This window comes from Edaphobacter bradus, assembly GCF_025685645.1.
In the GTDB taxonomy this organism is placed as follows: Bacteria; Acidobacteriota; Terriglobia; order Terriglobales; family Acidobacteriaceae; genus Edaphobacter; species Edaphobacter bradus.
Genome location: NZ_JAGSYF010000002.1, coordinates 134603 through 146743 on the forward strand (window position 1 = coordinate 134603; position 12141 = coordinate 146743).

The window sequence follows — 12141 nt, forward strand, 5'->3', positions numbered from 1 at the left end:
AAATTCCTGGCGACCTTCATCTTTGAATCTCCGTATCAGGCCGCTCCCGACAGCCCCGTACAGAGAAAACTGGATCTGAAGCTATGCCCGCTTGCGGCGGAGCAGCGCGCCTGCCGAACCGATCAGACCGGTTCCCAGCAGAAGCAGTGAGCTCGGCTCAGGAGTAGCTGAAACGCTGCCCGTAAAGTCGAAGCCGGTATCGAACGAACCACCCTGCGTAAGCTGGAAGGTCAGCGTGTTCACCCCGCTGACAAAGTCGGCGGAGTTGAGCGAGATTACCGTCGGGGTCATGCACGAAGGCGTGCCATTCGAGCAGTGGCTGAAGGCACCTGGATCCGTCGGCGTGTTCTCCTGATGGCCATTCAGGAAGACCGTAACGGTGTCGTCCGCCAGAAGACTCAATGAGCCGTGGTCGATCGATCCGCCAGCCACATGCGTCATGTCAAACGTCGAGGTGAAGAAGTAGTTGCCATTCGGAGCAAAGTGACCGCCAGGCTGACTGCCCGCAGGCGTAGCCGGTCCGGTCTGGCCAAAGGAAACCCACTCCGAACCCGGCTGGGCTGCCGTCCAGGTCGGCGTCACGTTCAAAAGTGCCACCGTGGTGGTGCCACCGGTTCCAGGCTGTGTCGTGAAACCACCGAAAGCCCCTCCTGTGTACGGCGTAATTCCGCCGGGAGTCGTGGGTGAAAACGCAAGAGCCGTGTTGCTGTTCGCCCCTGCAGGGTCGCCGGTTGCCATGCTTCCCACAGTTATAGTGTCAGCCGCCGCGAAAGCAGTCGTCAGTACGAGAACCGCTCCCAGGGCGGAAAGCTTGGAATAGAACTTCATAAAAATCCCCCTTTAGCTGAAGTCAAAATCAATCTCCGCTTGGAAGCGGTTGAATCTAAATGCGTTACATGACACAACTCGTACAAAAACATCTGTCTCGACGTGCGTGTCTGAAGTCCGAGCCGGGATCTCCCCGTAGACTCCATTTGTTTGCTGCACAGGCATTTCCTGCCCTGTTCTATGTGCAGATCAAAGACCAAAGCAAAGAAGCATATAAATCAATGACTTATGTGGGATGGGCTCTCCAAAATGTGCAATCCGTTGCATATTATGCGGAAACAATTCGCACACAAAAGCCCCACTTTAGGGACGCTCCCGACGTCACTAAAGTGGGGCCATTTAGAGTTTCGTTCTCACCGCGTTACTTACGCGCGGATCTTCCGGTACATCGCACCTGCACCTCCGAGTAGGCCCGTTCCCAGCAAAAACAGTGTGCTCGGCTCAGGAACTGTGTTGACCGTAGCGTCCCAGTCGAGGCCCAAATCAAAACTGCCAATTTGTTGCACATCAAACGTCAGGGTATGAGTTCCGGGCGTCAACAAAGCAAGAGCACCCGGGATATCGGCCTGCGTCACCGTATCCACGTTCAGGCAGTTCGGCAGAGCGTTCTGGCAGATTACGTTACCACCCGGTGCCGCCTTCATAAGAGTGTTTCCGCTGCCCGTTCCGTCCAGGAAAACAGCCGTCGTGTCATCGGCAAGGACACTGAAGGTGAACGCAGTTGCCTGACCATTAAGCGTGAACGTCGTCGTGAAAAAGTAGTCGCCGTTCGGCGCAAAATGCCCGCCTGGCTGGGCTCCCACTGGCGTCGTCGGTCCCGTCTGACCGAAGGAGATCCAGGTCGAGTTCGGCACCGGGCTGTGCCATAAGCCCGGTGCAACGGCAACGGTTCCGGGCGTGTATACGACACCCGAGTCGGGTGTCGATGAGCCGGGAACAAAGGCCATCGCCGAATTTTGATCCCCCATGCTCGGTTGACCACTCGCATAGCTCCCGAACCGGAAGGTATCTGCCGATGCAAAGGCGGTTGAACAAGCTACAACCGCCCCGAAAGCAACCAATCTAAGATATTGCTTCATGGAGTCCTCCATAATGCCTGATTCAAAAAAAGTGGAACTTACTCGATGTTCATTGGCGCAGATTTGCACCTGGACAATATTGAATGCATTCTTACTGCCAAATCTTGCCCCTTACGATGCAATAGCTTGCAAAAGCCATCTTGGGCAACGTGCACTCTCTTGCATCCTGTAAATCCACAAAAGTGCTCTCATGGCATCAATAAACTCCGCCCCGTCCTTGTGCGCGCACTCACCATCCACATAGTTCCTGCGAGCGTTTCGCAAGGTCTCTTCGTCCAACAAGAGTCGTACAATCGTAGTAAGAGGTCGAAGTCAGCCAATGCCACCATCCCCCGCGGTTCACCCACCGCGCTTCATCCTATCCACGTTGGCGTCTCTCGCCCTTCTCCTGTTCATCGCCATCCCAACGCTCTCAGCCAGTGTTCCCTTCGCCGGAACCCCGCTCGACCAGGGCTACCGCGACATGTACGACCTGCAGTTCCCCGATGCCCACCTCAAGTTCCAGCAGTGGATCGACACCCACCCTCAGGATCCAATGGGCCCCGTCTCCGACGCCGCCGCCTTTCTTTTCAATGAGTTCGAGCGCCTGCACGTCATTGACGTGCAACTCTTTGCCAATCAGGACCGCTTCGACAACCGCCAGCGCCTCACCCCCGACCCCACAGTCCGCAAGTCCTTCGAGGACCGCCTCGATCAGGCCGGTCGCCTCGCCGACACCGCGCTCCAGCAAAACGCCCGCGACGACCGCGCCCTATACGTCAAGACCCTCATCTCCGGCATGCGCTCCAACTACGCCCTTATGATCGACAAACACGACGTCGCCGCCCTCAACTACAGCAAGGAGGCCAATTCCTGGTCCAAACAGGCCCTCGCCGCCAACCCCACCCTCTACGACGCCTACCTCGCCGGCGGGGTCGAAAACTACATGCTTAGCCTCAAATGGGCGCCGCTCCGCTGGCTCCTCAACCTCACCGGAGCCTCCACCAGCCGGGAAGAAGGCCTCCGCCTTCTCCATCTCACCGCGACACAGGGCCATTATCTTGCGCCCTTTGCTCGCATGATGCTCGCTGTCGCTGCCCTCCGCGACAACCGCCCCCAGGATGCCCGCGCTATCCTCATCGATCTCAAGAAGGAGTTCCCGCGGAACGCTCTCTACGATCGTGAACTCGCGCGAATCCACTAAGTCACGAATTCCTTCCGCCAGACGCCCTCTCGCAATGTATCCTTCAGCAAAGCTGTAGTTCTGGTTAGTCGTCTAAGCAGTCAAACGTCGGTTAGCATCGATACCACTTTTTAGAGGCTCCTCCAAGCATGCGCATCTGTTCCGTCGGTACGGCATATCCCCCGAATCGTTACCCTCAGGCAGTTATCGCTGAAGCACTCCGCGGCCGCTGGGAGCACAAGATGGAAGAGCCGCGCCTGCTCACGCGCCTCCACGCCAACTGCGGCGTCGAGTTCCGCAATATCGCCTTTCCGCTGGAACACTACCTCGACCTCAACACCTTCCAGAAGAGCAACGACGCATGGATCAAGGTCGCCGTCGACCTCGGTCAGAAGTCCATCTGCCGCGCGCTTGACCACGCTGGCGTCTCTCCCGCCGATATCTCGGCCATCTTCTTCGCCTCCGTCACCGGAATCTCCAGCCCCACCGTCGACGCCCGCCTCATCAATCGACTCCCCTTCCCCGTCAACATCAAGCGCACTCCCATCTTCGGGCTGGGTTGCGTTGCTGGAGCCGCCGGAATCGCCCGAGCCGCCGACTACGTCCGCGCCTTCCCCAAACACATCGCGCTCCTGCTCTCCGTCGAGCTCTGCTCTCTCACCTGGCAGGACGACGACCAGTCCATCGCCAACCTCATCTCAACGGGCCTCTTTGCCGACGGCTCTGCCGCCGTCGTCGTCGCCGGGGCCGAGACCGAAATCGCCAAACGCAGCTCCGGCCCCCGCGTCATCGACACCCGCTCCACCTTCTACCGCAACACCGAGCGAGTCATGGGATGGGACATCGTCGACACCGGCTTCAAGATCGTCCTCTCCCCCGACGTCCCCAAAGTCGTCGAGCAGAACTTCCCCGGCGACGTGGAAGGCTTCCTCGCCGACAACAACCTCACCCGTGACGACATCTCGAGCTACATCTTCCACTCCGGAGGCCCGAAGGTCCTCGACGCCATGCAAACCTCGCTCGGCCTTCCTCCCGACGCTCTCGCTCCCTCATGGAAGAGCCTCCGCGAGGTCGGCAACCTCTCCGCCGCCTCCGTCCTCGCCGTGCTCGAGGACTACCTCAAAATCCACCCCGGCAAACCCGGGACCTACAGCATCCTCGCGGCTATGGGCCCGGCGTTCTGCTCTGAACTCGTGCTGCTCCAATGGTGAACTCAGCAGATCAACGTCGCTACCATCGCCACCATCCCTCCGCTGTGCGGAGGGATGTGCGTTTACCGGGACCCGATGTAGAGGCGAGGCTCAAGCTGCCTTTACACTGACTCAGGTATCCCTGTAAGTTGAACGAAGGAAATAAGGCGGCCACACCATGGACGACATCGCAACACGGTGCATCGAGATCATCGCTAAATCAAAAAACATTCCGGCGGACACCATTAACCTCGACACCACCTTCGAGCAGCTCAATATCGACTCGCTCGACAAGATCAACATCTCCTTCGAGGTCGAAGAGGCCTTTGACATCAATATCCCCGACGAAGCCCTGGGCAGCCTGAAGAACGTCGGCGACGTCGTCAATGGCGTCAGACAGTTAGTCGCAAACAAGCCCCCCAAAGTGGCAACGTCCTAATCGCAACTTTGCACCGCTTCTCAGGAGTTCCCGTCGCAGTGAATCGTGTCGTCATCACAGGCCTCGGCTGCATCTCACCCATCGGTTCCTCGGTCGCAGCCTTCCGGGAAAATCTCTTCGCCGGAAACACCGGCATCTCCACCATCGCTGACGTACCCGACGCCCCCGACGGCAACCCAGGCGTCCGCTACACCCAGGCCGCACAGGTCTTCGACTTCGACCCCAGCCAGCACCTGACCTCCGGTGTCATCGCCGCCAGTAACCGCAACACGCAATTCGCCATTGTCGCCGCCCGCCAGGCCGCCCAGCAGGCCGACCTCCTCAAGTACCACAACCCCGGCGACATCGCCATCATCATGGGCTGCGCCTGCGGAGGCCGCTCCTCCGAGGAGCACGAAGTAAAAGGACTCTACACTCGAGACGCCCGCGCCCATCCCCTCACCATCGTCCGCACCATGTCCTCCGCCGGAGCCAGCCAGATCTCCATCGACCTGAAGATCACCGGCCCCGCGCTCGACATCTCCACCGCCTGCGCCTCGGCCACACACGCCATAGGATTGGCCTTCCACATGGTCCGCTCCGGCATGGCCACAGCGGCCATCACCGGAGGCCACGAGGCTCCCCTGAGCTTCGGCTTCTACCGCGCCTGGGACTCCATGCGCGTCGTCTCCCCCACACGCTGCCGTCCCTTCTCCGCCGACCGCGACGGCATGACCCTCGGCGAAGGCGCCGCCATCTTCGCCATCGAAACCCTCGAATCCGCACAGGCCCGCAACGCCCCTATCTTCGCCGAGATCGTCGGCTTCGGCATGTCCGCCGACGCCAGCCACATCACCAACCCCTCCGTAGAAGGCGCCGCAACCGCCATGCGCAAGGCCCTCGCCGACGCCAACGCCTCACCCGACGAAGTCGGCTACATCAACGCCCACGGCACCGGCACCCAGGCCAACGACTCCACCGAATCCGCCGCCATCCACCAGGTCTTCGGCGCCCGCGCACCGCACATCCCCGTCAGCTCCACCAAGGCCCTGCACGGCCACTCCATCGGAGCCAGCGGGGCCATCGAAGCGCTGGCGACGATCCTCGCACTGCAGGCTCAGCGCCTTCCCCACACAGCCGGAGTCACCACTCCCGACGCCAGCCTGAACGTAGATGTCATCACCGGCACACCGCGCCCCGCCGACACTACCCGCCCAGTAGCCATCTCCAATTCCCTGGCCTTCGGAGGCCTAAACGCAGTCATAGCCCTCCGTCGTTTCTCCTGATCGCGCTCGCTGGATAGTCGCGACTGACTTGCGCAAAAAGCTTGCCAAGTTCGGTGAGCGAATTGGCGATTCATCACCAATTGAGAAGCAGAAACAGCAAAGCCCAGACTGAATCTACTCAGTCCTCGTTCATCAGTGACCAGAAGCGCTTTCCCGTTTACTGGCGGGTTAGGAACCCTATTCAATCGATTGTGGTTCGCTCCAGGTGCACGGAATCTTCGAACGGGCGTTTTTCCGGCAAGGTCTCACTTATCGACTAGTTCCGGCGGCAATTAGATAGTTCGTTGCGAACAATTGCTGCAGGAACTGCGGATAAGGCCGAGCAGATGCGCTATACGTCTGTAATTGCGCTTAAAACACACCCTCATGAAAAAAGTTTCGAGTAATATTATGAATAATACAAAGAGGTCGGGCCAACGATGTGTGGAATTGCTGGTTTCACCCATGTAGATGGGACTTTCCTGCCCGCGAGGATCCACCAGGCTGTGGCTTCGATCATTCATCGAGGCCCCGACCATCAAGGCGTCTGGCAGGACCCAACCATCTCCCTCGGTGCAACCCGCCTTGGAGTCATCGATATTGGAGCCGGCGCTCAGCCGATCTCGTCTGAAGACAACGACTATACGCTCATCTTCAACGGAGAGATCTACAACCACGCCGAGCTCCGCCGCGAACTCGAGCGGCACGGCCACACATTCCGCACCTCCTGCGACACTGAGGTCGTTCTCCGCGCCTTCATCCACTGGGACACAGCCTGCATCGAAAAGCTCCGCGGAATGTTCGGATTCGCCATCTGGTGCCGGGCGCGCCGGCGTCTCGTTCTCGCCCGCGATCGCATGGGGATTAAGCCGCTCTACTACGCCTGTCGCGGCCGTGACCTTTACTTTGGCTCCGAACTCAAAGCTATCTTCTGCCACCCCGAGATCAGCCGTTCCATCGACCTCAACTCGCTCAACACCTACCTCGGCCTGAACTACGTCGCGGGTTCCCGCACCTTAGCTGAAGGCATCGTCAAACTCAAGCCCGGCCACTTTCTAACCTGGCACGACGGCGAGATCTCCTCGCACCGCTACTGGCAGGTCTTCCCGCCCAACGGCGCTCCCCCCTCCCTCGAAGATTCCGTTACCCAGCTTGACCATCTTCTCACCCAGTCCATCAAAGAGCATCTCGCCGCCGATGTCCCCGTTGGGGTCTGGCTCAGCGGAGGCATCGATTCGTCGACCATCCTTCACTACGCCAGCCAGCACTCCGCGACGCGCCTCAACACCTTTTCCATTACCTTCAACGGCCGCGAGTTCAACGAGGCCTCTTCCATCCGCGAGATGGCCTCGCGCTACTCCACCGAGCACCACGAACTCGATCTCAGCCCGGCAACCGTCACTCCCGACTCCATCACCGACCTCGCCTATTACTCCGACGAGCCCAACGCCGACGCCGGCGCCGTTCCCGTCTGGCATCTCTCCCGTCTCTCCGCTCAGAAGGTCACCGTCGCCCTCAGTGGCGAAGGTGCCGACGAGCTCTTCGGTGGCTATATCACTTACCTCGCCGATACCTACGCCCGCCGCGCTCGCCTGCTTCCCCGCAGCCTCCGTCGCCTCGCCTTGCAATCTGCCGGAAGATTCCGCGCCTCCAACAAGAAGATCGGCCTCGACTACAAGTTGCAGCGCTTCCTCCACGGCACGCTGCTCGATGAGCGCCACTCACACGTCTTCTGGAACGGGACCTTCTCGCCGGAACAGCGCCGCGACCTCCTGCTCTCGCAGCACCACTCCCACATGCTCAAGCTTCTCGCCACCATCCCACCCTCAGGAGACATCCGGCGCTTCATGGCCTTCGATCAGGCCTATTTCCTGCCCGACAACCTCCTTGTCAAGGTCGACCGCATGAGCATGGCCCACTCCCTCGAGGTTCGCCCCGCCTTTCTCGATCACCGCATCGTCGAGTTTGCCGCAACCCTGCCTGCGAACTACGCCATCCAGGGCCGCACCCTGAAGCGCCTCCTGCGCCGGCTCATGAAAGACAAGCTCCCGCAGAACATCCTCGCCAAGAAGAAGCAGGGGCTGGATATCCCCGTTCACGACTGGCTGCGCGGCCACCTCAAACCTCTGCTGATGGATACTCTGAACCAGAAGACTGTCGAAGAGTCCGGTCTCCTCTCCTGGCCTTACATCCAGTCCATCCTCGACCAGCACATGCAAAGAAGGGCAAACTACGGTTATCACCTATGGGGTATGTTGATGTTGTTTCTCTGGATCAGGCAATGGAAGATCCAACCAGCGCTGGATATTCAGGCCTTCGAGGAGTCCTCTACCGTCTCCGTGTAGATCTCCTCGTCCTTCTCGTTGCCTGCTGCGCCTTTCTTCCCCTGGTCATCACTCCGCCTCACCTCATGGACGATGTCGACGCGGTCCAGGCGCAGATCGCGCGCAACATGCTTCAAAGCGGAGACTGGGTCACCGCACGCCTCGACGGCATCGCCTATCTCGAAAAGTCACCGCTCATCTACTGGATCATGGCGGCATCCTTCCGCCTCTTCGGTGTCCACGACTGGGCCGCCCGTCTTCCGCTCGCCCTCATCAACATCGCGCTCTGCTGGGTCATCGCACGCTTTGCCATGTGGGCCTTCGGCAGGCGAGCTGGCCTCTGCGCCGGAACCATCCTCGCCACCTGCATCGGGATCTTCCTCTTCACCCGCATCCTCATCCCCGACGCTGCACTCACCCTCACCATCACTCTCGCCCTCTGGTCCTTTCTTCGCCTGCTTGACCCTGCAGAGCCCCGATCCCGCTTTTGGTTCTTCACCCTCTACATCTCACTCGCGTGCGGTCTTCTCCTCAAAGGCCTCATCGCCGCCGTCTTCCCCGTCGCAATCTGCATCATCTTCCTCGCTATCACCCGCGAGACCTCCATCCGCGAACTCGCCCGCCGATTCCGCCCACTCTCCGGTCTTGCCGTACTCCTCCTCATCGCTGCCCCCTGGCACGTCCTCGCCATCCTGCGCAATCCGCCCTACTTCGACTGGACCATGCATAGCGGCCCCGGCGCTTACCACGGCTTCTTCTGGTTCTACTTCCTCAACGAGCATCTCTTCCGATTCCTCAACCTCCGCTACCCTCGCGACTACAACACCGTCCCTCGACTCTGGTTCTGGCTCCTCCACTTCGTCTGGCTCTTCCCTTGGAGCGCGACCTTCTTCACCGCCTTCCGGCACAGCTATCGTCCCGCCACGCGCGAAGCCAGGGTCCGCCTCCTCGCCCTCATCTGGATCGGCTTCGTCATGCTCTTTTTCACCCTGTCCACAACGCAGGAGTACTACTCCCTGCCCATCTATCCGGCGCTTGCTATTCTGCTCGGCAGCGATCTTGCCGCCCGAGAGCGATATCCCCTCGTCCCGCGCATCATCCTGGCCTCCACCCTCGGTCTCTGCCTCTGCGCTGTTCTCTTCATCCTCGTTTGGACCGCGAAGGTTTCTACCCCCGGAGATATCTCCACCGCCCTCACCCAGAACCCCGAACTCTACACCCTCTCACTTGGCCACATGGGCGACCTCACCCTGCGCTCCTTTGCCTACCTTCGCCTCCCCCTCGCCGTCGCCGCCGTCGCTCTCCTTATCGGCGTGGCCGGACTCATCCGCGTCCGCAGGACCGCCGCTGCCGTGGCCGTCCTCGCCCTGATGATGCTTACCTTCCTCCAGGCGGCCCGCCTTGCGCTCATCGCCTTCGACCCCTACCTCAGCTCGAAGAATCTCGCCGACGCTCTCAACCGCTCCGAACCCGGCCCGCTGATCGAGGGCGATGCCTACTACGCCTTCTCGTCCGTCTTCTTTTACACCAACCGGACAGCGCTCCTATGGAATGGCCGGAGCAATAACCTCGAGTACGGCTCCAACGCCCCAAACGCAGCCAATGTCTTCGTCGATGACTCCACACTGAAGGCTCTCTGGTTGGCCGATCAGCAGACATACCTTCTCGTCTACGGCGTGGACCTGCCCCAACTGCATGAGCTTCTAGGCGTCGATCTCCGGGTCGTGGCCACAAGCGGTGGAAACTATCTGCTGAGTAATCGATAACCCCCAATTACGTCTAGCCGCATGGCTATATAGGACAAACAATGGAAATTTGGCTGGGTGGCCCACATCGAAAATCGGGTGCCCCATATCTGGCGGCCTTATCGCCAGATGTGGGTGATCGCGCGAAGCACGATCCGCTCTCGGGCGCACGCAATAAAGCTTCTCTACCGCAACATCTTCACATACTCAAACAACGGCATCCCAAAGAAGTCCACAACCTTCCCCGAAGCACGAAACCCATTCCTCTCATAAAACCGCACCGCCCGCTTAAGCGGAGCAGTCGTATCCAGACTCACCCGCGTGCATCCGCAATCCATCAACTCCGCCTCAACTGCCTCAAGCAACCGGCGAGCGATCCCACCGCCCTGAAACCTCGGATCAACCGCCATCCCGCGCACGTGCCCCTCGCCTTCCCCAACCACGGAGCAGCCGATCGTCCCCACCACATCACCCGACTCATCCACCGCCACAAACACACTCATCGTCGCGATTCGCTCTCGAACCCTCTCCGGCGTAAGCACCGTATCCGCGAAAGCCCCTACGGTATATTGCGCGCGATAGGGTTCAAACGCCGCGCCAAGACAACGCGAGATACCGTCGCTATCCTCAATGTGCGCGCTCCTGAGAGACACCCGCATCATCCCCGGAGTATAGCCATCAGCGGACTCGACACTGCCGATTTCCACACCCACCCTTGACACCCCTGATAACCTTAAATCAGGGAGTAAACCGAAGCCCGGCCACCAGCCGGGCTTTCTGCTTCTGCAAGGAATGGCATCAAACGTGCATCGGAAGTCCAGACCTAAAGTATCTACTTCGAAGACTTTGCACACTTTTGACGGGGGAGGGGTGTCCACACAAGGTAACTCCGTCGGCAACACGAGAGCACCAGAATACGGACAATAATTACCCCAGATCATGACCCAGCCGATCTCAGTCCTCATCCTCACCAAAAACGAAGAGCGCGACCTCCCTGGCTGCCTCGCCTCTGTCTCCTTCTCCGACGACATCCACGTCTTCGACTCGTTCTCCACCGACAACACCGTCGCCATCGCGCAACAGGCCGGCGCGCACGTCCACCAGCGCCCCTTCGACGACTACGCCACTCACCGCAACGCCGCCCTTGCCACCGTTCCCTTCAAGCACCCGTGGGTCTTCCTGCCCGATGCCGACGAGCGCCCCACCCCTGAGCTAGTCCGCGAGATGCAGCAGATCGTCCTCGCTGCCAGCGACGAGACCGCAGGCTACCGCGTCCGCCGACGCGACTTCCTCTTCGGAACCTGGCTCAAACACGCGCAGCTCTCGCCCTTCTACATCCGCCTCATCCGCCCATCGCGCGCCCGCTACACCCGGACCATCAACGAAGTCCTCGAGCTCGATGGCCGCGTCGCCGACCTCAGTCACCCGCTCGACCACTATCCATTTTCAAAGGGCATCGCTCACTGGGTCGCCAAGCACAACCTCTACTCCACCCTGGAGGCCGAACTCATTCACAAACAGCAGGGCCTGCAGAACCCCTCGCTGACCACCGCACTACGCGACCGCGACTTCCACACCCGCCGGCGTCACCAGAAGGCGATCTTCTACCGTCTCCCGGGCCGCCCGCTCCTCAAGTGGCTCTACATGGTCTTCTACCGCCGCGCCATCCTCGACGGCGCCGCAGGCATTACCTACGCCACGCTGCAGTCCTTCTACGAGTACCTCATCGTCCTCAAGACGAAGGAACTGGAGCGTGGCGGAGCTTGACGTCTACAGCAGCTTCAGCGAAGTCACCTTCAGGGTGTCTCCCACCACATCGCCGCTCACATCCACACGCAGATGGTCCGCTTTGTTCGACGCCTTCAGTGCACCGGCGATCTTCGCGTTGCCCTCCGCATCAAACTTCAAGAACTGCTTATCAGCGGTAAGAATGCCATACCCGCTCTTCTCACACGCCAGCGCGCACGAACGAGTGTGGGCATCGGGATTCGCCGCCACCTTCTTCGAGCACGACACATCCACAACCGAAACATCGTTGAACGACTTTGTCGCCGCCAGCGCAGGCAACGCCAGCAAGCCGACAGCCAGCAATGAAGCAAGGATTCGCATAATTTTCCTCCTATTTTTCTT

At 60.0% G+C, this 12141-nt stretch carries 11 protein-coding genes; 7 read left to right on the top strand and 4 right to left on the bottom strand.

Annotation, left to right across the window (positions count from 1 at the left end):
• Nucleotides 1-81: 81 nt before the first annotated feature.
• Both OHL16_RS06735 and OHL16_RS06740 read right to left on the bottom strand, forming a co-directional pair.
• A complete protein-coding gene (locus tag OHL16_RS06735; protein ID WP_263366348.1) occupies nt 82-828 on the bottom strand; it encodes a PEP-CTERM sorting domain-containing protein in 747 nt (248 codons plus the stop codon).
• 365 nt (nt 829-1193) lie between these two features.
• Nucleotides 1194-1775 carry a PEP-CTERM sorting domain-containing protein gene (locus tag OHL16_RS06740; RefSeq protein ID WP_263366349.1) on the bottom strand — a complete coding sequence of 194 codons (582 nt, stop codon included), beginning with the start codon at nt 1773-1775 and terminating at the stop codon, nt 1194-1196.
• Between the two features lie 451 nt (nt 1776-2226).
• Between OHL16_RS06740 and OHL16_RS06745 the strand changes: the two genes are divergently transcribed.
• From OHL16_RS06745 to OHL16_RS06770, 6 genes are all read left to right on the top strand, one after another.
• The gene (locus tag OHL16_RS06745; protein ID WP_263366350.1) at nt 2227-3090 is read left to right on the top strand and encodes a TTC39/IML2 family protein; all 864 of its coding nucleotides are present in this window, start codon (nt 2227-2229) and stop codon (nt 3088-3090) included.
• A gap of 221 nt (nt 3091-3311) precedes the next feature.
• The gene (locus OHL16_RS06750; protein WP_263366351.1) at nt 3312-4280 is read left to right on the top strand and encodes a type III polyketide synthase; all 969 of its coding nucleotides are present in this window, start codon (nt 3312-3314) and stop codon (nt 4278-4280) included.
• Nucleotides 4281-4437: 157 nt separating this feature from the next.
• On the top strand, nt 4438-4698 hold the full coding sequence (locus tag OHL16_RS06755; protein ID WP_263366352.1) for an acyl carrier protein: 261 nt from the start codon (nt 4438-4440) through the stop codon (nt 4696-4698).
• A gap of 38 nt (nt 4699-4736) precedes the next feature.
• Entirely contained in the window at nt 4737-5963 is a 1227-nt protein-coding gene (locus OHL16_RS06760; protein WP_263366353.1) for a beta-ketoacyl-[acyl-carrier-protein] synthase family protein, read from the top strand.
• Between the two features lie 419 nt (nt 5964-6382).
• Complete coding sequence (asnB, locus tag OHL16_RS06765; RefSeq protein ID WP_263366354.1) at nt 6383-8287, top strand: asparagine synthase (glutamine-hydrolyzing); 1905 nt, start codon at nt 6383-6385, stop codon at nt 8285-8287.
• Complete coding sequence (locus OHL16_RS06770) at nt 8224-10032, top strand: ArnT family glycosyltransferase (RefSeq protein ID WP_263366355.1); 1809 nt, start codon at nt 8224-8226, stop codon at nt 10030-10032. Before asnB ends, OHL16_RS06770 begins: the two co-directional genes overlap by 64 nt.
• 164 nt (nt 10033-10196) lie before the next feature.
• On the opposite strand, the gene OHL16_RS06775 is transcribed toward OHL16_RS06770, so the two are convergent.
• Nucleotides 10197-10718: a GNAT family N-acetyltransferase gene (locus OHL16_RS06775; RefSeq protein ID WP_263366356.1), complete on the bottom strand. Its 522-nt coding sequence runs from the start codon at nt 10716-10718 to the stop codon at nt 10197-10199.
• Nucleotides 10719-10950: 232 nt separating this feature from the next.
• On the opposite strand from OHL16_RS06775, the gene OHL16_RS06780 reads away from it, so the two are divergent.
• Entirely contained in the window at nt 10951-11778 is an 828-nt protein-coding gene (locus OHL16_RS06780) for a glycosyltransferase family 2 protein (RefSeq protein ID WP_263366357.1), read from the top strand.
• Between the two features lie 3 nt (nt 11779-11781).
• Here OHL16_RS06780 and OHL16_RS06785 read toward each other — a convergent pair whose 3' ends face one another.
• The gene (locus tag OHL16_RS06785) at nt 11782-12120 is read right to left on the bottom strand and encodes a hypothetical protein (RefSeq protein WP_263366358.1); all 339 of its coding nucleotides are present in this window, start codon (nt 12118-12120) and stop codon (nt 11782-11784) included.
• Between the last annotated feature and the right edge of the window lie 21 nt (nt 12121-12141).

Bases quoted from the DNA above. Each gene is read 5' to 3' on its own strand.
- OHL16_RS06745 (WP_263366350.1), top strand. From the start codon at position 2,227: ATGCCACCATCCCCCGCGGTTCACCCACCGCGCTTCATCCTATCCACG.
- OHL16_RS06755 (WP_263366352.1), top strand. From the start codon at position 4,438: ATGGACGACATCGCAACACGGTGCATCGAGATCATCGCTAAATCAAAA.
- OHL16_RS06735 (WP_263366348.1), bottom strand. From the start codon at position 828: ATGAAGTTCTATTCCAAGCTTTCCGCCCTGGGAGCGGTTCTCGTACTG.
- OHL16_RS06780 (WP_263366357.1), top strand. From the start codon at position 10,951: ATGACCCAGCCGATCTCAGTCCTCATCCTCACCAAAAACGAAGAGCGC.
- OHL16_RS06740 (WP_263366349.1), bottom strand. From the start codon at position 1,775: ATGGCCTTTGTTCCCGGCTCATCGACACCCGACTCGGGTGTCGTATAC.
- OHL16_RS06750 (WP_263366351.1), top strand. From the start codon at position 3,312: ATGGAAGAGCCGCGCCTGCTCACGCGCCTCCACGCCAACTGCGGCGTC.
- OHL16_RS06770 (WP_263366355.1), top strand. From the start codon at position 8,224: ATGGAAGATCCAACCAGCGCTGGATATTCAGGCCTTCGAGGAGTCCTC.
- OHL16_RS06785 (WP_263366358.1), bottom strand. From the start codon at position 12,120: ATGCGAATCCTTGCTTCATTGCTGGCTGTCGGCTTGCTGGCGTTGCCT.
- asnB (WP_263366354.1), top strand. From the start codon at position 6,383: ATGTGTGGAATTGCTGGTTTCACCCATGTAGATGGGACTTTCCTGCCC.